Origin of the sequence: Spirillospora sp. NPDC000708 (assembly GCF_040299565.1) — a bacterium.
In the GTDB taxonomy this organism is placed as follows: domain Bacteria; phylum Actinomycetota; class Actinomycetes; order Streptosporangiales; family Streptosporangiaceae; genus Spirillospora.
The window spans coordinates 65704-89517 of sequence record NZ_JBEPCJ010000006.1 but is presented as its reverse complement, the minus strand read 5'-3'; the positions used below and the strand labels follow the sequence as shown (position 1 = coordinate 89517).

The following is a 23814-nucleotide window of genomic DNA, read 5'->3' as shown; positions in this document are numbered from 1 at the left end:
CGTGCGGCGCACGGCCTCGCGCGGCCCTCCTCGGCCTCCCCCAGGAGAGGAGAAGGATCGATGCCCCCCGAACTGCTGACCGACCGCCCCACCACCTGGACCGCGCGGATTCGCTGCAAGGACGGCGACCACACGCTGGAGCTCACCGACCGGGAGGTGGTCGCCGAGCGGCTGCTGCGGACGTCCCGCAAGCACTCCTTCGATCCGGACGCCGACGTCGACTGGGACGCGCCGCAGGACCCCGACGTCTGGTACGCGCCGCCGCAGCTGGTGTCGATCTACGAGACACCGCTGTGGGACGGCCTGACGCACCGGCAGCGAGTGGAGCTGACCAAGCGGGAGATGTGCAGCATCGCCTCGTTCGGCATCTGGTCGGAGATGCTGCTGATGCAGGCGCTCGTCCAGCACGCCTACCGGAGCCGCTACGACAGCGAGCACGTGGCCTACGCGCTGACGGAGATCGCCGACGAGTGCCGGCACTCGAAGATGTTCGGCCGGATGGTGCGCACCTGCGGGCTGCGCACCCACCGGCCGCGCGCGGCGGAGTACCACTTCGCGAAGCTGTTCGGGGCCGTGTACGACCCGATGCCGATGTTCGCGGGGACGCTGGTGGTGGAGGAGTTCACCGACGCGTTCCAGCGGCTGACGTTCCCGGACGAGGGCGTGCAGCCGATGATCCGGCAGGTCACCCGGATCCACGTGATCGAGGAGGCGCGGCACATCCGGTACGCGCGGGAGGAGCTGAAGCGGCTCGTCGCGCGCGCGTCGCCGGTGCGGCGGCGGGCGGCGGCGTACGCGCTGGCGCAGGGCACCCGGCTGATGGCGACGCAGGTGATCCACCCGTCCTGCTACACGGCGGTCGGGCTGGACCCGAAGCTGGCCCGCCGGGTCGCGGCGCGCAGCGAGCACCGCCGGGAGACGATGGCGTGGGCGTTCCGCAAGTGCACCGCGTTCTTCGACGAGGTCGGATTCCTGGACGGCCGGGCTCGCGACGTGTGGGTTCGTGCGGGACTCGCAAAATAGTAACCGGTTCTACCGCGCGGCCATTTCCCTCGAAACCGAAACGAATTCGGTGACGGAATGGCAGCGGCCGAATACCGCACGGTTTTTCAATGGTCCGGAATCGGGAACGCCGAGGGCCGCGGAGCGGGGTCCACTCCGCGGCCCGGTCGGCGAGAACGGGCAGCTGACCTGGAGATCACCTCACCCAGGACACTCCAACCGCGGAAACGGTCACGTCGTCGACCTCCTCCTCCCCATGCGCCGCAAAGCGCGCCGGCCGCCGGACGTGAGTGGGAGCACGGCCGCCGCACTTCCTCCCCTTTACCGGAATCACCTTAGAAGGTTCTGACAGAAAATAAGCCATGATCGGCCGATTCAGGTCAGAAATGCGCCAAGGTGGCCAGCACTTCCCGCGCGACGCCCTCCGCCGTGCCGAGGCACGCCCCCTCCCGGGCGTCCGCGCGGCCCTTCGCCGCCTGCTCGCTGTAGCTGACCGTCACGAGCACGTTCCGGAACCGCGTCGTCACCTCGCCGACCACCGTCGGCTGCCCCTCGTCCGCCTTGAACCACCGGTACGCCTCGTCACCGATCCCCTGCTGCCGCCGCAGGCTGATCGTGCGGACGAGCGGCGCGCTGTGCGCCTCCGTCCACGACGCCCGGTAGTCGCCCTCCGCGTCCTGCACGGGCGTCGGCGTCTTCGCGGGCGCGTGAAGGTTCACCTCGACCCGCAGCCACCGGAACGCCGGCCCCTGCGCCGTGTACGTGCACGTCGTGAAGGTCGAGTTCGCGCTCTCGGCCCGCCTGGGCTTCGGGATCGTGCGGCCGACCGTCCGGTCCGAGACCATCGCGCACGGCTTCGGCAGCGACGCCACCGGCTGCTCCTGCATCGGCGTCTCGGACGGGCGCGGCGGCTCCGCCGTCCCGCCGGTCGCGTCGCCGGTCCCGCGGCCGGTCGCGCCGCCGGTCGCGCCGGTGCCGGAGGGCGATGTCCGCGGCGCCGCCGCGTCGTTCCCGTGCCCCGGCAGGAACAGGAACACCGCCGCGGCGGCCCCGCCGAACGCCACCAGCGCGACCAGCAGCGCCAGCAGCCGCGGCCGCCGCTTCGGCGACGGCGGCTCCGGCGCCGAGTAGACCCGGTGGAACGGCTCGCGCTGCAGCCCCACGCCCCGCTCCTCACTCCCCCGCGCGTCATCGACCCCGCCACTGGTCAACGTAGTCAGGACCGCCTCGGCTGACCAGGGGTCCCGCCCGGGTCAATTGTCAGACGCCGTGGTCACAATGGGGAGGTGCTGATAGCGGAGATCGCGCGGACGTCGCGGGAGGTGGCCGGCACCTCCGGCCGCAAGGCCAAGATCACGGCGCTCGCGGAGTGCCTGCGCGACGCCGAGCCCGGCGAGGCCGCCACCGTCGTCGCCTACCTGTCCGGCGAGCTGCCGCAGCGCCAGATCGGCGTCGGCTACGCCGCGCTGCGCGACGTCCCGCCGCCCGCCGCCGAGCCGTCCCTCACCGTCCCCGAGGTCGACGCCGCGTTCACCGAGATCGGCGCCGTCTCCGGGGCCGGGTCCGTCGCCCGGCGCCGCGAGCTGGTCGCCGCGCTGCTCGGCCGCGCCACCCGCGACGAGCAGGGCTTCCTCATCCGGCTGCTGGCCGGCGAGCTGCGCCAGGGCGCCCTCGACGGGGTGATGGCCGAGGCGATCGCGGCGGCGGCCGGCGTGCCGTCCGCCGAGGTCCGCCGCGCCGTCATGCTGCGCGGGTCCCTCGGCCCCGTCGCCACCGCCGCCCTCGCCGACGGCACCGCCGGGCTGCACGCGTTCACCCTGGAGGTCGGGCGCCCGGTCAAGCCGATGCTCGCCGCGTCCGCCCCGTCGGTCGAGGAGGCGTTCGCCAAGCTCAAGGCGGAGGCCGCCGTGGAGTGGAAGCTCGACGGCATCCGCGCCCAGATCCACGTCCGCGACGGCGACGTCCGCGTGTTCACCCGGACCCTCGACGACATCACCGCCCGGCTCCCCGAGGTCGTCGCCGCCGTCCGCGAACTGCCCGTCCGCGACGCCGTCTTCGACGGCGAGGTCATCGCGCTGCGCCCCGACGGCGCCCCGTACCCGTTCCAGGTCACCGCCGCCCGCACCGCGACCCGCACCGCCAAGGACACCGAGCCCGTCCCCCTCACGGTGTTCCTCTTCGACGTCGTCCACCTCGACGGCGACGACCTGCTCGACGCGCCCGGCGCCGACCGCAACGCGGCGCTCGTCCGGGCCGTCCCCGAGCACCTGCGGATCCCGCGGATCGTCACCGCCGACCCGGCCGCCGCCAAGGACTTCTTCGACGACGCCGTCGCCCGCGGCCACGAGGGCGTCCTCGTCAAGTCCCTCGACACCCCCTACACCGCCGGCCGCCGCGGCGCCGGGTGGATCAAGGTCAAACCCCGCCACACCCTCGACCTCGTCGTCCTCGCCGTCGAATGGGGCCACGGCCGCCGCCAGGGCCTGCTGTCCAACCTGCACCTCGGCGCCCGCGACCCCGAGACCGGCGGCTTCGTCATGCTGGGCAAGACGTTCAAGGGCCTCACCGACGAGCTCCTCGCCTGGCAGACCGAGAAGCTCCGCGAGCTCGCCGTCCGCGAGGACGGCTGGACCGTCCACGTCCGGCCCGAGCTCGTCGTCGAGATCGCCTTCGACGGCGTCCAGCAGAGCCCCCGCTACCCCGGCGGCATCGCCCTCCGCTTCGCCCGCGTCCTCCGCTACCGCCCCGACAAGACCGCCACCGAAGCCGACACCATCGAAACCGTCCGCGCAGTAGCGCCTGTTTACTAGCAGCGCCCTTGGCGTCAGGCCGCTAGACGGCCTTCCTTCAACGGGCGCTGCGTGCGATCGCTGCATCGCTCCGACTCGCCCTGGGGGCTCGCTGCGCGATCGGATTCTCGCTTCGCTCGAATCCGGCTTCGCTCGCGATCGCGACGGTCCGGGTCGCTGCGTGGCCGGGCACGAGCGCTGCCGCTAGGTGCGGGCCTGGAAACCGGCCTCGCCGGCGAACGGCCGGGGCGGGCTTGGCGGGTGCGGGTCAGCGGCGGGTGGGGAGTTTGCGGCGGAGGTGGGGCGGCCGGGGCGGCTGCGGCGGGTCGTCGGCGCCCAGGCGGCGGGTCAGGCGGCGGGCGGTGGCACTCGTGCGGCCGCGCGCGAAGGCGCGGCGCTGGAGGCGGTCGGCGACGCTCCGGCGGCCGCGCCCGGCGGCGCGGCGCTCCTCCCGTGCCGCCGCGCGCCGCTGCTCCCGCGCCGTGGTGCGGCGCTGGGCGCGGCGGCGGTCCCGGGCGGCGGCCTTCCGGGCGGCGCGGGCCACCCGGCGGCGGCGGGCGCGCTCGGCGGCGTCGGCGCTGCGCTGCAGCAGCTCCGGCGGGATGAGGTCGTGGCGGCCGGCGATGAACTCCTGCACCCAGATCTTCGCCCGGATCAGCGGCCGCCGGAACCGGACCTCCCGGTGCACGGCCCGCTGGTACTTGCGCGAGTCCGGGTCGTACCGCCAGCGCGACCACGGCGACCCCGGGCGCGCCACCCGGATCGCGCCCACCACCAGCAGGACGGGCAGGAACAGCCCGATCAGGCCCGTCCAGATCTTGCCCTTCAGCAGGGTGATCACCGCGAGGACGAGGTTGGCGACGGTGGAGGCGAAGTACGCCCGCGCGAGGGCGCTGCCCGCCGGGTCCGGGACGGCGTCGGCGAACCCGAACGGGCGGATGCCGAGCAGCAGCAGCCCGGTGACGGCGATCGCGACGAAGACGGCGTCGACGGACGCGCGGCCCTTCTCCGTCCAGTAGACGTCGCTGAGGTGCAGCAGCAGCGCGAACTCGTCCAGCACGAGCGCGGAGCCCGCCCCGAACACGACGGCCGCGGCGCAGTCGAGCGCGACGTAGGCGTCCGGGGTGGCGAGGCTCGCGACACCGCCGACCAGCATCAGCACCACGCCGAACACGACGTGGTGGACGTGGGTGTCGCCGGCCCGGACGTTGCCGAACCAGCCGCTCACGTTGGCGCGGATCAGCCGGACGATCACCCGCGTCAGAACGAACGTGAGGATGAACGCGGTGAAGAAGCCGAACAGCGGCAGCCGCCCGGTCTCCACGATCCGGTGCCGGAAAAGGTCGATCATGTGCCCCCCTGCTGGGCACCATAATGCCCGGTGACATGCGCCGATATCGTGGGACCCGGGTGATCGACGAGGATCGAGGGGAACATCACGTGAGCCGTACCGCCGACCGCTGCGACCCCGGGGGCCGGGCCTGGATCGCCGAGGCGATCCGCAAGGTCGAGGCCGACGCCAACCGCAGCGCCGACACGCACCTGCACGTGTTCCCGCTGCCCCCGGAGTGGGGCATCGACCTGTACCTCAAGGACGAGTCGGTGCACCCGACGGGCTCGCTGAAGCACCGGCTGGCGCGGTCGCTGTTCCTGTACGGGCTGGCGAACGGCTGGATCCGCGAGGGGACGGTGATCATCGAGGCCTCCAGCGGGTCGACGGCGGTGTCCGAGGCGTACTTCGCGCGGCTGCTCGGGCTGCCGTTCGTGGCGGTGATGCCGGCGACGACGAGCCCCGAGAAGATCGGCCTCATCGAGTTCTACGGGGGCCGCTGCCATCTCGTCGGCGACCCGTCCGCGATCTACGACGAGTCGCGGCGGCTCGCCGCCGAGTGCGGCGGGCACTTCATGGACCAGTTCACCTACGCCGAGCGGGCGACGGACTGGCGCGGCAACAACAACATCGCCGAGTCGATCTTCGAGCAGATGCGGCTGGAGCGGTTCCCCGAGCCGTCCTGGGTGGTGGTCGGCGCCGGGACGGGCGGGACGTCCGCGACGATCGGCCGGTACGTCCGGTACCGGCGGTTCCAGACGCGGCTCGCGGTGGTGGACCCGGAGGGCTCGGCGTTCTTCGGCTCGTTCGCTGACGGCGACCCGGAGCGGACCGCGGCGGGCTCGCGGATCGAGGGCATCGGCCGGCCGCGGGTCGAGCCGTCGTTCCTGCCGACGGTGATCGACCGGATGATCCAGGTGCCGGACGCGGCGTCCGTCGCGGCGATGCGCTGGACGAGCCGGGTCAGCGGCCGGGACGTGGGAGGGTCGACGGGCACCAACATGTGGGGCGCGGCGGAGCTGATCGCAGGGATGCGGGCGCGCGGCGAGCGCGGCAGCGTGGTGACGCTGATCTGCGACGGCGGCGAGCGCTACGCGGGCACGTACGGGTCGGACGTGTGGCTCGCCGCGCAGCGCCTGGACATCGCCCCCTACGAGGCGGCGCTGGACGCGTTCCTGAAGACCGGCGAGATGCCGGTCGCCGTCTGACCGGCCCCCGCGGCGGATCGGCCGCGGAACCCGGTCAGCCCTTGAATCTGATCGGGTTGAAGACGTCGGCGTAGATGAGCAGGCCGCCCATGACGATCAGGACGGCCGCCATCACGTAGGTGACGGGCAGGGCCTTGGCGACGTCGACGTAGCCGGGGTCGGGCTTGCGGAAGACCCGCGCGAACGCCTTCTTCAGCGCCTCCAGCAGCGCGCCCGCCATGTGGCCGCCGTCCAGCGGGAGCAGCGGGACGAGGTTGAACAGCCCGACCGCCAGGTTCAGCGAGCCGAGCAGCATGACGAAGTACCAGACCTTCTCGGTGGTCGTGAGGGTCTTGGAGGCGGCGACGTCGCCGCCGATGCGGCTGACGCCGACGACGCCGACCGGGCCGTTCGGGTCGCGCTTGTCGCCGCCGAACGCGGCGTTCCAGACGCCGACCATCTTCTGCGGCATCCGGACGAGCGCGCCGACGGTGTGCTCGGTCATCGACCCCATGGCCTCGGCGACGGCGCCGGGCCCCTGCCGCTCCATGGCCTGGGTCGGCGTGATGCCGAGGAACCCCACGTTGACGATCTTGGTGTCGTCCTTGAGGTCGTACATCTGGTTGCGGGCGATCGGGACGGTCAGCGCCATCTCCCGGCCGTCGCGCCGGATCGTCACCGGGACGTTCTGCCCGCCGGAGTCGCGGATCAGCTTCCGGAGCTGCTCATAGTCCTTGATCTTGTGGCCCTGGAAGGACAGGATCCGGTCGCCGGGCCGCATTCCGGCCTGGTGGGCGGGGGTCGGGGTGGCGTTCGCGGGGCAGCTCGTCACGTTCGACTGGCTCGCCGGGACGACGCACTCGGAGACCTCCTGGATGACCGGCTGCGCGGTCTGCTGCCCGATGCCCATCAGCAGGATCGAGAAGAAGACCACCGCCAGCACCAGGTTCATCGCGGGCCCGGCGAACATGATGATCAGCTTCTGCCACCACGGCTTGGCGTAGAACACCCGGTCGCCGTCGTCGGGCCGCACCTCCTCGAGCGCCGCGCCGCGCGCGGACTCGATGAGGCCCTGCCAGGGGCCGGTGCTGATCCGCCGGACGGTACCGGGGGCGTCGCCCCTGCGCGGCGGCAGCATCCCGATCATGCGGATGTAGCCGCCGAGCGGGATCCACTTCACGCCGTACTCGGTCTCGCCCTTGCGCTTGGACCACATCGTGGGCCCGAACCCGACCATGAACTGGGTCGTCCGCACGCGGAACAGCTTGGCGAAGCTGAAGTGGCCGAGCTCGTGCAGCGCGATGGACGCCAGCAGGCCGAAGAACAGGATCAGCACTCCCGCCAGCCAACCCATGCGTCATGCCCCTCCGTCGTGCACCCCGCGCACCGAGGGGTGGCCTCCAGCAATCACCTCAGACTACTTGACGTCCTCCCTGCCCTGCAGGGCAAGGATTCCAGCCTGCTCGGGGGCCGCGCGTGGCCGGCCACCCCGCGTCCCCTGGCCTCTGGCGGGTTCCTGGTTCAACGGCCCGTGCCACCTGCAAAGGCGGCCTTACCCGGCCTCCACAGGCGTTTAGCGTCTCCGCATGCCCCACTTCCGGGGTACGTCCTGCGGCGACGATGCGCTGCCCCTCATGAAGGATGTTGAGCGCGGCATTGTGATCACGATCGTGGCAGGCGCCGCACCCAGGACATGCCCACTGTCGTACGTGCAAGGGTTTGGGCCCGTCCCGGCGTCCGCACGCGGAGCACAACTGAGAGGAGGGGAACGCCCTGTCGACGCGGACGAAGGTGCGCCCGTACCGGGCGGCCTTGGTCTCCAGCAGCGCGAGGAACGCGGACCATCCCGCATCATGCACGGACTTGCCCTGCCGGGTGCGTGCGAGTCCTTTCACGCTCAGCGTCTCCACGTACACCGCTTGGTTATCACGGATGATCCAGGTGGAGAGCTGGTGGTGGAAGTCACGGCGTGCGTCGACGACGCGGGCGTATTAGTGGGCGAGGCCGAGGTCGATGCCGATCCGGCGCCCGTTCACGGGCAGCGCATCGTCATCGGCGTCGACGACGAACGATGCGAAGTAGCGTCCGGCGGAGTCCTGGACGATCGTGACACTCGACGGCTCCGCAGGAAGTGGACGGGACCAGCGCACCGGTATTTCGCCGAGCTTCGCCACGTACAGGCGCCCGTTGGGGCGCAGCCGGAACCCGTTGCGCGTGAGCCGGATGGTCTGACGTCGGTCCTTGCGAGACCGGTACCGGGGCGGCGCGAACTTCGGTCCCTTGCGATGCCCGGTGATGGAGGCGAAGAAGTTCCGGTAGGCCAGATGAAGGTCGGCAAGTGCTTGGACGAGCACCACGCTTGACACCTCCGCCAGCCATGCCCGCTCAGGCGTCTTCTTCGCCGCGGTGATCACTTGCTGTTGCAGGTCTGCGTCCTTGATGTACGCCAGCCCGGCCTCGCGAGCGGCCTGCCGGACGCGCAACCCGTCATTGAAGACCACGCGTGCACATCCGAACGCCTTGGCCAGCGAAATGCACTGCCCTGGCGTCGGGTAGAGCCGGTACTTGTATCTGAGCAGCACGGCCAGACCTTACCGCCCAATGCCCGGCGGATTTCAGAGGAAAGCATAATGTGGCATTTATATCGCTCTCCACTGATTGAGCACCCTTTTTGTGGAAAATCACCTGCGGCTACGCCTCAGCCCAGGAAGCCGCGGAGGAGGGCGGCGGTGCCCTCCAGGTGCTCGGCGACGGCGCGGCGGGCGGCCTCGGGGTCGCCGGCGAGGATCGCCTCGACGATGGCGGCGTGCTGGACGGCGGCGTGCTCGATGTTGCGGCCGAGGACGGGGATGGCGTTGAGCAGGTCGGTGACGCGCATCCGGGCGTCGGCGCAGGCGGCCGACAGCAGCGCGGACCCGGTCATCTCGGCGATGGCGAGGTGGAAGAGGGTGTCGAGGCGGCGGTACTCGTCCGGGCCGGCGGCGTTCAGCTCGGCGAGGCGCCCGCGCAGCTGGGCCCGCTTGGCGGGCGGCAGGTCGGTGGTGGCGAGGATCTGCGCGGCGCCGGTCTCGACGGCCATCCGGAAGGTGAGGGCGTCGTTGAGGTCGCCGCCCATCTGGGCGAGGGCCCGCCTGAGGTCGGACTGCCGGGGCTTCGGCCGCTCGTAGGTGACGAACGTCCCGCCGAAGCGGCCCCGGCGGGACTCGACGTAGCCCTCCTGCTGGACGGCCCGGATCGCCTCGCGGAGCGTGACGCGGCTGACGCCGAGGAGGGGGGCCAGCTCGCGTTCGGGCGGGAGCCGCTCGCCGCGGTCGACGACGCCGAGCTTGATCGCCTGGAGGAGGCGCTCGACGGTCTCCTCGAACGCGTTGCCGGTGCGGACGGGCCGGAACACCGCCGCGGCCGCCAGGTCGGCGACGCCGGAGCCGGGGGCGTCCGCGCCGGGCGCGCGGGGGTCAGGCTCGGGTGCGGGCATGACCGTCCTTCGGTCCGCGGGGGGCTTCGGGCTCCACGTTACATGTGCGTTTCGTCGTCGTTCGGGGGGTTGACGCGGGACCCCTCCGCAAACATTAATGGTCTGTCATTAGCCCATTGCGGCTGTGTCGAAACCCCCCGTGGCACGCGAGGAGGTGCTCGTGAGCATCGACGAGCACAAGGCATCCCCCGATCCCATGTCCGACGACGAGAAACGGCTGCACGAGCTGGGCTACGCCCAGGAACTCAGCCGGTCCATGTCCGGCTTCTCCAACTTCGCGGTCTCGTTCACCATCATCTCGGTGCTGTCGGGCTGCCTGACCTCCTACACCATCGGCCTCAAGGGCGGCGGCCCCGTGGTCATCACGTGGGGCTGGCTCGGCGTCGGCGCGATGACGCTGCTGGTCGCGCTCGCGATGGCCGAGGTGTGCTCCAGCTACCCGACCGCCGGCGGCCTGTACTACTGGGCGGCCAAGCTCGCCCCGTCGAACGGCCCGGCGTGGTCGTGGTTCACCGGCTGGTTCAACTTCATCGGCCAGGTCGCGGTGACCGCCGCGATCGTCTACGGGTCGGCGGCCTTCCTGAACCCGCTGCTGGACCTGCAGTTCGGCTACGGCGTGACGCTCGGCCACACGTTCCTGCTGTTCGCGATCCTGCTGGTCGTGCACGCGCTGCTGAACCAGTTCGGCGTGAAGCTCGTGTCGGTCCTGAGCAGCGTGAGCGTCTGGTGGCACGTGCTCGGCGTCGCGTTCGTGGTGGGGGTGCTGGCGGTCAAGCCGTCGCACCACCAGTCCGCCGGATTCGTGTTCGGCAAGTTCGTCAACGAGACGGGCTGGCAGTACGGCGCGTACGCGGCGCTGATCGGCCTGCTGCTGTCGCAGTACACGCTGACCGGCTACGACGCGTCCGCGCACATGACCGAGGAGACGCACGACGCGGCGCGGTCCGGGCCGAAGGGCATCGTGAACTCGGTGCTGATCTCGGTCGTCGCGGGCTGGGTGCTGCTGCTCGGCGTCACCTTCGCCATCCAGGACTACGGCAAGGCGGTCGAGGGCGGCCCCGCGGAGATCTTCATCGCGGCGACCGGCGACACGATGGGCAAGCTGCTGATCCTGGTCTCGTTCGGCGCGCAGTTCTTCTGCGGGATGTCCTCGGTGACGGCGAACTCCCGGATGATCTACGCGTTCTCGCGGGACGGGGCGCTGCCGTTCTCGTCCTTCTGGCACCGGATCAACAAGCGCAGCCGGACCCCCACCAACGCGATCTGGCTGGCCGCCGGGGGCGCGTTCGTGCTGGCCCTGCCCGCGATCTGGAACCTGACCGCGTACCTGGCGGTGACGTCGGTCGCGGTGATCGGCCTCTACATCGCCTACGTGATCCCGACGTTCCTGCGGCTGCGGCAGGGCAAGGACTTCAAGCCCGGCCCGTGGAGCCTCGGCAGGTGGAGCAAGCCGATCGGCACGCTCGCCGTGGTCTGGGTCGTCGTCATCTCGATCCTGTTCGTCCTGCCGCCGGCGAAGCCGATCACCAAGGACACCTTCAACTACTCGCCCATCGCGATCCTCGTCGTCCTCGGCGGCGCGGGCCTGTGGTGGGTGCTGTCGGCCCGCAAGTGGTTCACCGGCCCCAAGGTGCAGGGCAGCGCCGAGGAGCTGGCGGCCATCGAGCAGGAACTCCAGTCGCTGGGCTAGCCCGTTAGGAGACCGGACACGTGACCACATCGCTCACCCTCGACGAGCTGCGCGGGGAGGCGGCGGAGGGCCGGATCGACACCGTGATCGTCGCGATCACCGACATGCAGGGGCGCCTGCAGGGCAAGCGGCTGTCGTCCCGCTACTTCCTGGAGGAGGTGGCCGGGCACGGCTCGGAGGGCTGCAACTACCTGCTGGCCGTCGACGTCGACATGAACACGGTGGACGGCTACTCCATGTCGTCCTGGGAGCGGGGCTACGGCGACTTCGTCATGCGCCCCGACCTCGGGACGCTCCGCCGGGTCCCCTGGCAGGAGGGCGCGGCGCTGGTCCACGCCGACATCGTGTGGGAGGACGGGTCCGACGTGGCGCCCTCGCCCCGGCAGATCCTGCGCCGCCAGCTCGGCCGGCTGGCGGAGCGGGGCTGGGGCGCCTACGTCGGGACGGAGCTGGAGTTCGTCGTCTACCAGGACTCCTACGAGGACGCCTGGCGGAAGGCGTACCGGGACCTCACCCCGGCGAACCAGTACAACGTGGACTACTCGCTGCTCGGCGGCGCCCGCGTCGAGCCGCTGCTGCGCCGGATCCGCAACGGCATGACCGGCGCGGGGATGTACGTCGAGTCGGCCAAGGGCGAGTGCAACCTCGGCCAGCACGAGATCGCGTTCCGGTTCGACGAGGCGCTGCGGACGTGCGACAACCACGTCCTGTACAAGACCGGCGCGAAGGAGATCGCCGCCCAGGAGGGCATGTCGATCACCTTCATGGCGAAGCCGAACGAGCGCGAGGGCAACTCCTGCCACGTGCACATCTCGCTGCGCGACGCCGACGGGACGCCCGTCCTCGCCGGGGACGGCCCGCACGGGCTGTCGAAGATCGGCGAGCACTTCATCGCGGGGCAGCAGGCGTGCCTGCGCGACTTCACCCTGCTGTACGCGCCGAACATCAACTCCTACAAGCGCTACCAGCCGGGCTCGTTCGCGCCCACCGCGATCAAGTGGGGTGTGGACAACCGGACGTGCGCGCTGCGGCTCGTCGGGCACGGGCCGTCGCTGCGGATCGAGAACCGGGTGCCGGGCGGCGACGTCAACCCTTACCTGGCGGTGTCGGCGCTGGTCGCGGCGGGCCTGCAGGGCATCGAGAACGAGCTGCCGCTGGAGGAGCCGTACGCGGGCAACGCGTACGCGACCGACGCGGAGACGGTGGTCGGGACGCTCCGCGAGGCGGCGGCCGACTGGGAGCGCAGTTCGCTGGCCGCCGACGCGTTCGGCAAGGAGGTCGTCGAGCACTACGCCAACTACGCGCGCGTAGAGCTGGACGCCTACGACCGCGCGGTGACGGACTGGGAGATGTTCCGCGGCTTCGAGCGCCTGTAGCCGCGGGCCACGCGTGACCGGACCACGTTCGCTCGCGGCGGGCCGCCGCCATGGGGCGGCTTATGGCGGCGGCCCGCCGCGGGCCGGCGACGTATCGAGGGGGACATGAGCGAGTTCGAGGTTCTGAATCCGGCGACCGAGGAGGTCGTGGAGGTCGTCGCGCTGGCGTCGGCGGACGAGACCGACGCGGCGGTGGAACGGGCCAAGCGGGCGTTCCCGGCGTGGCGGGACGTGGCGCCGGGCGACCGGGCGCGGCTGCTGCGGGCGTTCGCCGAGCAGGTCGACGCGCACCTGGAGGAGCTGGCCGCGCTGGAGGTCCGCAACGCCGGGCATCCGGTCGGGCAGGCCCGCTGGGAGGCCGGCAACCTGCGGGACGTCCTGCACTACTACGCCGCCGCGCCGGAGCGGCTCGCCGGGCGGCAGATCCCGGTGCCGGGCGGGGTGAACGTGACGTTCGCCGAGCCGCTCGGCGTCGTCGGCGTGATCGTGCCGTGGAACTTCCCGATGCCGATCATGGGCTGGGGCATGGCGCCGGCGCTCGCCGCGGGCAACACGGTGATCGTCAAGCCGGCGGAGCTCACCCCGCTCACCGCCCGCCGCGTCGGGGAGCTGGCGCTGGCGGCGGGGCTGCCGGAGGGCGTGCTGCAGGTGCTGCCGGGCGCCGGGCCGGTGGCGGGCCGCCGGCTGGTCGACCATCCGGACGTCCGCAAGATCGTCTTCACCGGCTCGACGCGGGTCGGCAAGGAGATCATGCAGGCGTGCGCGCCGGGCGTGAAGAGGCTGACGCTGGAGCTCGGCGGCAAGTCCGCCAACATCGTCTTCGCGGACGCCGACCTGGAGAAGGCCGCCGCGACCGCCCCGTACGCGGTGTTCGAGAACGCCGGCCAGGACTGCTGCGCCCGCTCCCGCATCCTGGTGGAGCGGCCCGTCTACGACCGGTTCCTCGAACTGCTCGAACCGGCCGTGCACGGCGTCGCGGTCGGCGATCCGCGCGACGCCAAGACCGAGGTCGGGCCGCTGATCAGCGCCGCGCACCGGGACCGTGTCGCGTCGTACGTGCCCGACGGCGCGCCCGTCGTGATCCGCGGCTCGGCGCCCGAGGGCCCCGGCTTCTGGTTCCCGCCGACCGTCCTCGCCACCCCCGACCACGCGACGCTCCCGGCCTGGCACGACGAGGTGTTCGGGCCGGTCGTCACCGTCGTCCCGTTCGAGGACGAGGCCGACGCGTACCGGATCGCCAACGACACGCCCTACGGGCTGTCCGGCTCCATCTGGACCCGCGACATCGGCCGCGCCCTGCGCGCCTCCCGCGCCGTCGAGGCCGGGAACCTGTCGGTGAACTCCCACTCGTCCGTGCGGTACTGGACGCCGTTCGGCGGGTTCAAGCAGTCCGGCCTCGGCCGCGAGCTGGGCCCGGACGCGCTCGACGCGTTCACCGAGACCAAGAACGTCTTCATCGCCGCCGACTGAGCCCGGCCGGCACCCGGCCGGCACCCGCCCCGCAAGCCCCCCGCAAGCCCCACAAGCCTCCGCAAGCCCCGCGAGTGACAGGAGAGAGAGCAGCATGCAGCGTCTGGAAGGCCGGGTGGCCGTCGTGACCGGCGGCGCCAGCGGCATCGGCCTGGCCACCGCGCGCCGTTTCGCCGCCGAGGGCGCGAAGGTCGTCGTCGCCGACGTCGACGAGACCGCCGGCAAGAGCGCCGCCGACGAGCTCGGCGGACTGTTCGTCGAGGTGGACGTGACCAGCGAGGACGCGGTCGAGGCCCTGTACCGGACGGTCCACGGCGCCTACGGGCGCGTGGACGTCGCGTTCAACAACGCCGGGATCTCGCCGCCCGACGACGACTCGATCCTGGAGACCGGCCTGGACGCCTGGAAACGCGTGCAGGACGTCAACCTGACCAGCGTCTACCTGTGCTGCAAGCACGTCATCCCGTACATGCTGGAGCAGGGCAAGGGATCGATCATCAACACCGCGTCGTTCGTCGCGGTGATGGGCGCGGCGACCTCGCAGATCTCCTACACCGCGTCCAAGGGCGGCGTGCTGGCGATGTCGCGGGAGCTGGGCGTGCAGTTCGCGCGGCAGGGCATCCGGGTGAACGCGCTGTGCCCCGGCCCCGTCAACACCCCGCTCCTTCAGGAGCTGTTCGCCAAGGACCCCGAGCGGGCGGCGCGGCGCCTCGTCCACGTCCCCGTGGGGCGCTTCGCGGAGGCGTCGGAGATCGCCGCGGCGGTCGCGTTCCTGGCGTCGGACGACGCGTCGTTCATCACGGCGTCGGAGTTCCTGGTGGACGGCGGCATCTCCGGGGCCTATGTGACGCCCCTCTAGGGCGCCCGCTATGCGCAGCGGTGCTAACCGGCCCGCGTTTTCTTGGCACGCCCGTCGGTAGGCGCACGCGCGGCCTTCTGCGCATCATGGCGCTTTCCACCCCGGTCTCTGGAGAAGTGATCCTGTGAAGCGCAGTCTCGTGGCGGTACTGGCGTTGTCGCTCGCGCTCGGCGGATGCGGCGGCTCGGACCACAAGAAGAGCGCCGCCTCGTCGCCCACCACCGCCGCGCCGGCCCCGGCGGCGTCGTCCGCGCCGCCGGGGGGTTCCGGGGCGTCCGGCGCCTCGAAGGGCACGGGGGCCGTGCCCACCGCCCCCGGCGGGAACGGGACGGCGCAGGCCGCGCAGAAGTTCAACGACTGCGTGCGCAAGCACGGGATCACGATGCCCAGCCCGCACCCGAGCTCGACGCCGTCGAAGGCCGAGCTGGCCAAGATCAAGGCGGCGCTGCAGGCGTGCGTGAAGGCGATGTCCGGCACCCCCGCCGCCACACCGAAGTAGCGGCCGCGCGGCGGCCCGGCAGGGCGGCTCGGCCGGAGCACGCGCCGCCTCCGGCCGCGCCGCCGGCCCGGCGCGGCGGCCGCTGGTCGCACGGCGTTGCCGCTGCTAGCCTGGGCGCGACGCCGTTGATCCCGTGCGGGAGAGTTCCACGCAGCCGGCGTGGGACGCCGAAGGAGCAAATCCTCCCCGGAACCTCTCAGGCCCACGGACCGCACGGACCAGGCGACCTCTGGAAAGCGGGGACCCCGTCCCCCGCCGAAGGTGAAAGCCCGCGCCGCGTCCCGTACGGGGCGGCGGGTGAAGCTCTCAGGCGCCGATGACAGAGGGGGAGGCACCGATACGCCCGGTGCGCGAGTGGGACGATGGACCACGCGCGCCCGCGACGAAGGAGCCGAACCGATGTCCGCCGACCCGACCCCGAAGAAGACGCCGCTGCACGACGTCCACCAGGACCTCGGCGCGAACCTCGTCGATTTCGCCGGCTACCTGATGCCGCTGCGCTACCGGAGCGAGACCGCCGAGCACCAGGCCGTCCGCACCGGCGCGGGGCTGTTCGACCTGTCCCACATGGGAGAGATCTTCCTGTCCGGCCCCGGCGCCGCCGACGCGCTGGACCACGCGCTGGTCGGCAACCTGTCGCCGATGGCGGTGGGCAAGGCCCGGTACACGATGATCTGCGACCCGGACGGCGGCGTCCTCGACGACCTGATCGTCTACCGGCTCGCCGACGAGACCTGGATGGTGGTCGCGAACGCGGCGAACGTCGCGGTGGTCCGGGAGGCGCTCACCGAGCGGGCCGCGGGCTTCGAGGCCGCCGTCGACGACCGCTCCGACGCCTACGCGCTGATCGCGCTCCAGGGCCCGCGCTCGCAGGAGATCCTCGAAGGGTTCACCGGCGCGCCGCTCGCCGACCTGCGCTACTACGCCATCCTCGCCGACCGCGTCGCCGGCGTGGACGCCCTGATCGCCCGCACCGGCTACACCGGCGAGGACGGCTTCGAGCTGTTCGTGGACGCCGCCGACGCCGTCGCGCTGTGGAAGGCGCTCGCGGCGGTCGACGGGGTCGTGCCCGCCGGGCTCTCCGCGCGCGACACGCTCCGCCTGGAGGCCGGGATGCCGCTGTACGGCAACGAGCTGACCCGGGAGACGACCCCGTTCGAGGCCGGCCTCGGCCGTGTGGTCAAACTGGACAAGGCGGTCGACTTCGTCGGGAAGGCGGCCCTGGCGGCGCAGGCGCAGACCCCCGCGGGCCGTAGGCTCGTGGGACTGGTGGCGCGCGGGCGTCGCGCGCCCCGGAAGGGGTACCGGGTCGTCGCGCCGGACGGCACGCCGTGCGGCGTGGTGACCAGCGGCGCCCCGTCGCCCACACTGGGCACGCCGATCGCCATGGCCTACCTCGACAGCGGCGTCGAGGAGGCCGGCCTCGCGGTGGACGTGCGCGGCAGGCAGGAGCCGGTCGACGTGGTCGCCCTGCCGTTCTACAAGCGTTCCTGAAACACAGTCGTCCGGGGGTGTGGGGGCCCGGCCCCCACATGGGAAGAGAGAGAAAAAGATCGTGAGCGTTCCGGAGCAGCTCCGCTACAGCGAAGAGCACGAGTGGGTGGCCGGCCTGGGTGGCGAGGACGGCATCGTCACGGTCGGCATCACCGCGCACGCCGCCGACGCGCTCGGCGAGATCGTCTACCTCGAGCTGCAGCCCTCCGAGGGCGACGCCGTCGAGGCCGGCGAGCCGTGCGGGGAGATCGAGTCGACCAAGTCGGTCAGCGACCTGTACTCGCCGGTCAGCGGCGAGATCACCGCGATCAACAGCGCGGTGGTGGACGAGCCCAAGGTGATCAACGACGACCCGTACGGCGAGGGCTGGATCTTCAAGGTGCGGATCTCCGACGAGCCGGGCGACCTGCTGGACGCCGAGTCCTACGACAAGCTGATCGAGGAGAGCTGACGTGGGTCTGTACGACTCCCTCGCCGCGGCGGACCCCGAGGTCGCCGAGGCGGTGGACGCCGAGCTGCGCCGCCAGCAGTCCACCCTCGAGATGATCGCGTCGGAGAACTTCGCGCCGGTGTCGGTGCTGGAGGCGCAGGGCTCCGTCCTGACCAACAAGTACGCCGAGGGGTACCCGGGCAAGCGGTACTACGGCGGCTGCGAGTTCGTCGACGTCACCGAGCAGCTGGCGATCGACCGCGCCAAGTCGCTGTTCGGCGCCGAGCACGCCAACGTGCAGCCGCACAGCGGCGCGCAGGCCAACACCGCGGTCTACTTCGCGCTGCTGCAGCACGGCGACACGATCCTCGGCCTCGACCTCGCGCACGGCGGGCACCTCACCCACGGGATGCGGCTGAACTACTCCGGCAAGGTGCTGAACGTGGTGCCCTACCACGTCCGCGCCGAGGACGGCCTGGTCGACATGGACGAGGTCGCCTCCCTCGCCGCCGAGCACCGGCCGAAGATGATCGTGGCGGGCTGGTCGGCGTACCCGCGGCAACTCGACTTCGCCGCGTTCCGGGAGATCGCCGACTCGGTGGGCGCGCTGCTCATGGTGGACATGGCGCACTTCGCGGGGCTCGTCGCGGCGGGGCTGCACCCGTCGCCCGTCCCGTACGCGGACATCGTCACCACCACGACGCACAAGACGCTCGGCGGCCCGCGCGGCGGCCTGATCCTCGCCCGCGAGGAGTACGGCAAGAAGATCAACTCGGCGGTGTTCCCGGGCATGCAGGGCGGCCCGCTGGAGCACGTGATCGCCGCCAAGGCGGTCGCGCTGAAGATCGCCGCGTCGGACGAGTTCAAGGCCCGGCAGGCCGTCACCGTCGAGGGCGCGAAGATCCTCGCCGAGCGGCTGCTCGCCGAGGACTCGGCGAAGGCCGGCGTGAAGGTGCTCACCGGCGGCACGGACGTGCACCTCGTCCTGGTCGACCTGGTGGACTCCGAGCTCACCGGCCGCGACGCCGAGGACCGGCTGCACGAGATCGGCATCACCGTCAACCGGAACGCGGTCCCGAACGACCCGCGCCCGCCGATGGTGACGTCCGGCCTGCGGATCGGCACGCCGGCCCTGGCGACCCGCGGCTTCACCGCCGAGGACTTCGCCGAGGTCGCCGACGTCATCGCGCTGGCGCTGCAGCCGTCCTTCGACGCCGGCGCGCTGTCGGCCCGGGTGAAGGCCCTCGCCGACGAGCACCCGCTGTACCCCGACCTGTAACTCCCACGCGCCCCCTTCCCCCTCAGGGCGGGAGGGGGGCGCGCGCTACGACGAGGTAGCACCCATGGCCATCAGCGTTTTCGACCTCTTCAAGATCGGTATCGGCCCGTCGTCCTCGCACACGGGCGGCCCCATGGCGGCGGCCCACCGCTTCGCCCGCGGCCTGCGCCGGGACGGCCTGCTGGAGCGGACCGCGTCCGTCCAGGCGGTCCTCTACGGCTCCCTCGGCCTCACCGGGAAGGGGCACGGGTCCGACAAGGCCGTCATCCTCGGCCTCGAAGGCGACAAGCCCGAGACCGTCGACGTCGACACGGTGGACGAGCGGCTCGCCGCGATCCGCGAGCGCAAGTCCCTCCGCCTGTTCGGCTCGCACGACGTGCCCTTCGCCGTCGGCGAGCACCTGGTCTTCGAGCGCAAGGAGTCGCTGCCCGGCCACCCCAACGGGATGCGGTTCACCGCGTTCGACGCGTCCGGCGACGAACTGCGCTCCAAGGTGTACTACTCGGTCGGCGGCGGCTTCATCGTGGACGAGAACGCCACCGGCGCCGACCGCATCAAGCCGGACGACACCGTCCTGCCGCACCGGTTCGACACCGCCGCCGAGCTCCTCGACCGCTGCCGCGAGACGGGCCTGTCCATCTCGGCGCTCATGCTGGAGAACGAGAAGGCGTTCGGCCGCACCGAGGAGGAGATCCGCGAGGGGCTCCTGACGCTGTGGGAGGTCATGCGGGCCTGCGTCACCCGCGGCTGCACCCGCGAGGGCCTCCTGCCGGGCGGCCTGAAGGTGCGGCGGCGCGCCCCGCAGCTGCACCGCCAGCTGTCGGCGGAGCAGGCGTCCGACCCGCTGCACGCGATGGACTGGGTCACGCTCTTCGCGCTCGCCGTCAACGAGGAGAACGCCGCTGGCGGGCGCATCGTCACCGCCCCGACCAACGGCGCCGCCGGCATCATCCCTGCCGTCCTGCACTACCACGACCGGTTCGTGCGGGGCGGCGACGACCAGAGCGCCGTCCGGTTCCTGCTCACCGCCGGTGCGATCGGCGTGCTGTTCAAGCAGAACGCGTCGATCTCCGGTGCCGAGGTCGGCTGCCAGGGCGAGGTCGGCTCCGCCTGCTCGATGGCCGCCGCCGGGCTCACCGAGGTCCTCGGCGGCACCCCCGAGCAGGTGGAGAACGCCGCGGAGATCGGCATCGAGCACAACCTCGGCCTGACCTGCGACCCCGTCGGCGGCCTCGTCCAGGTCCCCTGTATCGAGCGCAACGCGGTCGGCGCCATCAAGGCCATCAGCGCCGCCCGCATCTCGCTGCGCGGCGACGGCCGCCACTTCGTCTCCCTCGACAAGGCGATCAAGACCATGCGCGACACCGGCCGCGACATGCTCGACAAGTACAAGGAGACCTCGCGCGGCGGCCTCGCCGTCAACGTCATCGAGTGCTGAGCGGCGGCCGCGCCTCGCCGGTGGGGTCGCGGGCCTGATCCGCCGGCCGCGCGGGTCGCGCCGTGGGTTACAGCGGTGTGCCGTGGGTTACAGGGCCTTGTCGAGGGCCAGGTCGGCGGCGCGGCGCAGGGCCTGGCGGTAGCGGTCGTCGATGGTCGCCGCGGAGCAGGAGGCCATCGCGATGACGTTGCCCTTGCGCGCCACGACCTCGGCCCACGAACTGCTGGTGACGCCCTCGCAGCTCTCCTCGCCCACGCCGCCGCCGGTGGCGGGCGCCGAGGTGCAACCGAAGCTCGAGCCGCCGTGCAACGCCTTGCGCGCGTCCTCGATCCCCTTACGCGGGTCGTCGCGGTTGTAGAGGTTCAGCTGGATCTGGAAGGTGTCCGTCGGCGGGAAGAGGTCCGTGCCGAACGCGCAGAGCCTCCACTCCCCGTACTGGTCGGCGCTGTTCCGCGGGATGCGCTTGCCCTTCGCGGCGCCCATGTCGGCCAGGACCCGCTTCCCCGCGCTCGAGTCGTAGATCGAGCACATGTCCGCCGGGAGGGACGACACGGCGGCGGGCCTCTCGTGGCGCAGCACCTGCCGCACCACGAAGACGCCGCCCGCCACCAGGGCCGCGACGACCGGCAGCGCGATGGCGGCCGTCAGCCACGGCCAGACCCGGCGGCGGCGGCGCGCTTCGCCCGGAGGAAGGCCCGGCTGCGGCCAGCCCGGCGGTGCCGTCCACGGTGCCTGCTGCGGCACGGTGCCGGCGAGCCCGGAGGCGAGAAGCGGCGACGCGGGAGGCGGTGCCTCGGGCGGAAGAGGCACGGACGCGTGAGGCGGCGACACGGACGCGGACGCGGACGACGCGGCGGCGGGAAGCGTGTCGACGGGCTGCCAGGCGGTCCGCGCCGTCAGGCGGGAGATCACCTCCGCCGCCGTCGGCCGCTCGGCGGGGTCTTTGGCGAGGCAGGACGCGACCAGGTCGCGCAGCCACCCGTCCAGGCCCGACAGGTCCGCGTCCTCGCTGAGGATCTGGTGGAACAGCGCCTGCACGCCGTCCCGCGCGAACGCCGGATGCCCGGTCGCGGCGAACACCATGGTCGCGCCCCAGGAGAACACGTCCGCCGCGGCCGTGGCGGGGCGGCCCTCGATCTGCTCGGGCGCCATGTACGCCGGTGTCCCGATCGGGCCCCTGGTCAGCGAGGACGTGACGTCCACCTCGCGCGCGATCCCGAAGTCGATGACCCGCGGGCCGTCCGGGCCGAGCAGCACGTTGTGCGGCTTGAAGTCCCGGTGCACGACCCCCGCGGAGTGGACGGCGGCGAGCGCGGTCGCCGTGTCGATGGCCAGCCGCTCCAGCGCCGCGCCCCGCCGCGGCCCTTCGGCCTTCACCGCGTCCTGCAGCGACGGGCCGTCCACGTACTCGCTGACCACGTAGGCGGAGGCCGGATCCAGCCGGACGTCGAGGACGCGCACCGTGCAGAAGGGCGCGACCCGCCGGGCCGTCTCGACCTCCCGGCCCAGCCGCCGCAGCGCCTCCTCGTCCAGCCCGCGCAGCACCTTGACCGCGACCGGCTCGCCGCCGGCCCCGCGCCCGAGGTAGACGACGCCCTGCCCGCCCTCGCCGAGCCGCCCCTCGATCTCCCAGGAACCGACGTGCGTCGGATCACCGGCCCTCAACGGCATCGCGGACATCTCGCACCTTCCTGAAGATGTCCACTCTTCTATCGCATTCCGCCGTCTTTCCGGGGTCAGGACGTCAGCGCGCCCCGCCCCGTCGGCGAGTGGGCGCCGGGACGCGCCTCGTTGCCGCAGTGCCGGCAGATCACCATCGGGCTGAGGGTCTCGCCGCAGGAGTGCTGCCAGCGGACCGGCGGGTCGTCGGGGTGCAGGTGCCGGTCGCCCCACGCCATCAGGACGATCAGCACGTCGCACAGCTCCCGCCCCGCCGCCGTGAGGTGGTACTCGTAGCGGACGGGGTGGTCGCTGTAGCGCTCGCGGCGGACGATCCCGTTCGCCTCGAGCTTGCGGAGCCGGGTCGTGAGGATGTCGCGGGCCGCCCCGGTGTTGCGGGCGATCCGGTCGAACCGGCGGACGCCGTAGCTGAGCTCCCGGATCGCGAGCAGCGTCCAGCGCTCGCCGACGATGTCGAGGGTGTCGGCGATGGAGCACTCGCGGGGATGGGCGTCCTTCGGCATACCGGAAGCCTAGCCGCCGGTTCCGAACGCCCCGCCGGACACGATCGGCCCGCCTGCCACGATCGGCCCGCCTGCCACGTTCGGTCGGCTGGTCACAGGCGCTCGACGATCGTCGCGTTGGCGAGGCCGCCGGCCTCGCACATCGTCTGGAGGCCGTAGCGCCCGCCGCGGTCCTCCAGGGCGTGCAGCAGCGTCGTCATGATGCGGGCGCCGCTCGCGCCGAGCGGGTGGCCGATGGCGATCGCGCCGCCGCGGACGTTGACGCGCGCGAGGTCGGCGCCGGTCTCGCGCTGCCAGGCGAGCACGACCGGGGAGAACGCCTCGTTCACCTCGAACAGGTCGATGTCGTCCAGGGTCAGGCCGCCCCTGGCCAGCACCTTCTCCGTCGCCGGGATGATCGCCGTCAGCATCAGCAGCGGGTCGTCGCCGGTGACCGCGAACGCGTGGAACCGGGCGCGGGGGCGCAGGCCGAGCCGCTCCGCCACGTCCGCGCCCATGACCAGGACGGCGGCGGCGCCGTCGTTGATCGGGGACGCGTTCCCGGCGGTGACCTTCCATCCGATCTCGGGGAACCGCGCCGCCGTCCGCTCGTCGTAGTAGGCGGGCCTGAGACCGGCGAGGATCTCCGGTGACGTGCCGGGCCGGACGGTCTCGTCGCGCTGCCCGCTCCAGGCGACCTCGCGGTCGAACTCGCCGTTCTTCCACGCCTCGGCGGCGCGGCGGTGCGACTCGTAGGCGTACGCGTCGAGCTCCTCGCGGGACAGGTCCCACTTCGCGGCGATCAGCTCGGCGCTGATGCCCTGCCCGACGAGGCCGTCCGGGTACCGCTCCTTGAGCATCGGGCCGAACGGGTCGCTGCCGGGCAGCACGCTCGACCCCATCGGCACCCGCGACATCGACTCCACGCCGCACGCGATCGCGATGTCGTACGCGCCGCTCTGCACGCCCTGCGCGGCGATGTGCAGCGCCTGCTGGGACGAGCCGCACTGCCGGTCGACGGTCATGCCCGGCACGGTCTCGGGGAACCCGGCCGCCAGGACGGCGGTCCGGGTGATGTTGAGGGCCTGGTCGCCGACCTGGGTGACGACGCCGCCGATCACGTCGTCCACCTGCGCGGGGTCGATCCCGGACCGTTCGACGAGCGTCCTCAGCGTCCGCGCCAGCAGGTCGGCCGGATGGTCGGCGTGCAGCGCGCCGCCCGGCTTGCCCTTGCCGACCGGCGTGCGCACCGCTTCCACGATCACCGCGTCCCGCATGACCACCTCCGTTGTGTTCTCCAACTTACTGTCCAGTATCCGCCCAGCGAGTTGGAA

The 23814-nt window shown here is 72.2% G+C and carries 20 protein-coding genes, 1 pseudogene and 2 riboswitches; of the genes and pseudogenes, 12 read left to right on the top strand and 9 right to left on the bottom strand.

The genetic code is table 11. From position 1 onward, the window contains the following. The first annotated feature begins 60 nt into the window (after nt 1–60). Complete coding sequence (locus ABT299_RS07105) at nt 61–1023, top strand: AurF N-oxygenase family protein (protein ID WP_387026776.1); 963 nt, start codon at nt 61–63, stop codon at nt 1021–1023. Nucleotides 1024–1382: 359 nt separating this feature from the next. Here the strand turns inward: ABT299_RS07105 and ABT299_RS07100 are convergent, their stop codons facing one another. Then, on the bottom strand, nt 1383–2165 hold the full coding sequence (locus tag ABT299_RS07100) for a hypothetical protein (protein ID WP_500250078.1): 783 nt from the start codon (nt 2163–2165) through the stop codon (nt 1383–1385). A gap of 123 nt (nt 2166–2288) precedes the next feature. On the opposite strand from ABT299_RS07100, the gene ABT299_RS07095 reads away from it, so the two are divergent. Continuing rightward, nucleotides 2289–3812: an ATP-dependent DNA ligase gene (locus ABT299_RS07095; protein ID WP_500250077.1), complete on the top strand. Its 1524-nt coding sequence runs from the start codon at nt 2289–2291 to the stop codon at nt 3810–3812. 247 nt (nt 3813–4059) lie between these two features. Here ABT299_RS07095 and ABT299_RS07090 read toward each other — a convergent pair whose 3' ends face one another. Next, entirely contained in the window at nt 4060–5142 is a 1083-nt protein-coding gene (locus tag ABT299_RS07090) for a hypothetical protein (protein WP_500250076.1), read from the bottom strand. Nucleotides 5143–5231: 89 nt separating this feature from the next. Between ABT299_RS07090 and cds1 the strand changes: the two genes are divergently transcribed. Then, a complete protein-coding gene (gene cds1, locus ABT299_RS07085) occupies nt 5232–6329 on the top strand; it encodes an L-cysteine desulfhydrase Cds1 (protein WP_387026772.1) in 1098 nt (365 codons plus the stop codon). 34 nt (nt 6330–6363) lie between these two features. Here the strand turns inward: cds1 and ABT299_RS07080 are convergent, their stop codons facing one another. The 4 genes and pseudogenes from ABT299_RS07080 to ABT299_RS07065 form a co-directional block, all read right to left on the bottom strand. Beyond that, nucleotides 6364–7662 carry a M50 family metallopeptidase gene (locus ABT299_RS07080; protein WP_387026771.1) on the bottom strand — a complete coding sequence of 433 codons (1299 nt, stop codon included), beginning with the start codon at nt 7660–7662 and terminating at the stop codon, nt 6364–6366. Between the two features lie 58 nt (nt 7663–7720). Then, nucleotides 7721–8284, bottom strand: a pseudogene (locus ABT299_RS07075) (RNA-guided endonuclease InsQ/TnpB family protein); the annotation flags it as partial. A 15-nt stretch (nt 8285–8299) separates the two neighbouring features. Further along, nucleotides 8300–8890 carry an RNA-guided endonuclease InsQ/TnpB family protein gene (locus ABT299_RS07070; protein ID WP_500250075.1) on the bottom strand — a complete coding sequence of 197 codons (591 nt, stop codon included), beginning with the start codon at nt 8888–8890 and terminating at the stop codon, nt 8300–8302. A 116-nt stretch (nt 8891–9006) separates the two neighbouring features. Next, nucleotides 9007–9783 carry a FadR/GntR family transcriptional regulator gene (locus ABT299_RS07065; protein ID WP_387026770.1) on the bottom strand — a complete coding sequence of 259 codons (777 nt, stop codon included), beginning with the start codon at nt 9781–9783 and terminating at the stop codon, nt 9007–9009. Between the two features lie 160 nt (nt 9784–9943). Here ABT299_RS07065 and ABT299_RS07060 point away from each other — a divergent pair, with 160 nt between their 5' ends. The 9 genes from ABT299_RS07060 to ABT299_RS07020 all read left to right on the top strand — a co-directional run bounded on the left by ABT299_RS07060 (nt 9944) and on the right by ABT299_RS07020 (nt 20318). Beyond that, on the top strand, nt 9944–11473 hold the full coding sequence (locus ABT299_RS07060) for an amino acid permease (protein WP_347257139.1): 1530 nt from the start codon (nt 9944–9946) through the stop codon (nt 11471–11473). A 20-nt stretch (nt 11474–11493) separates the two neighbouring features. Continuing rightward, the gene (locus tag ABT299_RS07055; RefSeq protein ID WP_500250074.1) at nt 11494–12849 is read left to right on the top strand and encodes a glutamine synthetase family protein; all 1356 of its coding nucleotides are present in this window, start codon (nt 11494–11496) and stop codon (nt 12847–12849) included. Nucleotides 12850–12954: 105 nt separating this feature from the next. Next, a complete protein-coding gene (locus ABT299_RS07050; RefSeq protein WP_500250073.1) occupies nt 12955–14319 on the top strand; it encodes an aldehyde dehydrogenase family protein in 1365 nt (454 codons plus the stop codon). Between the two features lie 94 nt (nt 14320–14413). Next, nucleotides 14414–15178 (top strand): 3-oxoacyl-ACP reductase, encoded by a 765-nt coding sequence (locus ABT299_RS07045; RefSeq protein WP_433140753.1) that lies wholly within the window; start codon nt 14414–14416, stop codon nt 15176–15178. 124 nt (nt 15179–15302) lie between these two features. Continuing rightward, nucleotides 15303–15677: a hypothetical protein gene (locus ABT299_RS07040; protein ID WP_190868284.1), complete on the top strand. Its 375-nt coding sequence runs from the start codon at nt 15303–15305 to the stop codon at nt 15675–15677. Between the two features lie 126 nt (nt 15678–15803). Next, nucleotides 15804–15899: riboswitch (glycine riboswitch) on the top strand. A gap of 4 nt (nt 15900–15903) precedes the next feature. Beyond that, a riboswitch (glycine riboswitch) is annotated at nt 15904–16003 on the top strand. Nucleotides 16004–16076: 73 nt separating this feature from the next. Then, nucleotides 16077–17171, top strand: a complete 1095-nt coding sequence (gcvT, locus tag ABT299_RS07035) for a glycine cleavage system aminomethyltransferase GcvT (RefSeq protein ID WP_387026766.1) — start codon at nt 16077–16079, stop codon at nt 17169–17171. A 61-nt stretch (nt 17172–17232) separates the two neighbouring features. Beyond that, nucleotides 17233–17622: a glycine cleavage system protein GcvH gene (gene gcvH / locus ABT299_RS07030; protein WP_173099099.1), complete on the top strand. Its 390-nt coding sequence runs from the start codon at nt 17233–17235 to the stop codon at nt 17620–17622. 1 nt (nt 17623) lies between these two features. After that, complete coding sequence (glyA, locus tag ABT299_RS07025; protein WP_347257138.1) at nt 17624–18880, top strand: serine hydroxymethyltransferase; 1257 nt, start codon at nt 17624–17626, stop codon at nt 18878–18880. A 64-nt stretch (nt 18881–18944) separates the two neighbouring features. Further along, nucleotides 18945–20318, top strand: coding sequence for an L-serine ammonia-lyase (locus ABT299_RS07020; RefSeq protein WP_500250072.1), 1374 nt, complete (start codon nt 18945–18947; stop codon nt 20316–20318). An 87-nt stretch (nt 20319–20405) separates the two neighbouring features. Here the strand turns inward: ABT299_RS07020 and ABT299_RS07015 are convergent, their stop codons facing one another. The 3 genes from ABT299_RS07015 to ABT299_RS07005 form a co-directional block, all read right to left on the bottom strand. Continuing rightward, nucleotides 20406–21998: a serine/threonine-protein kinase gene (locus tag ABT299_RS07015; protein ID WP_500250071.1), complete on the bottom strand. Its 1593-nt coding sequence runs from the start codon at nt 21996–21998 to the stop codon at nt 20406–20408. 56 nt (nt 21999–22054) lie between these two features. Continuing rightward, on the bottom strand, nt 22055–22501 hold the full coding sequence (locus tag ABT299_RS07010; RefSeq protein ID WP_387026763.1) for a winged helix-turn-helix transcriptional regulator: 447 nt from the start codon (nt 22499–22501) through the stop codon (nt 22055–22057). Nucleotides 22502–22593: 92 nt separating this feature from the next. Continuing rightward, nucleotides 22594–23757: a thiolase family protein gene (locus tag ABT299_RS07005; RefSeq protein WP_500250070.1), complete on the bottom strand. Its 1164-nt coding sequence runs from the start codon at nt 23755–23757 to the stop codon at nt 22594–22596. Between the last annotated feature and the right edge of the window lie 57 nt (nt 23758–23814).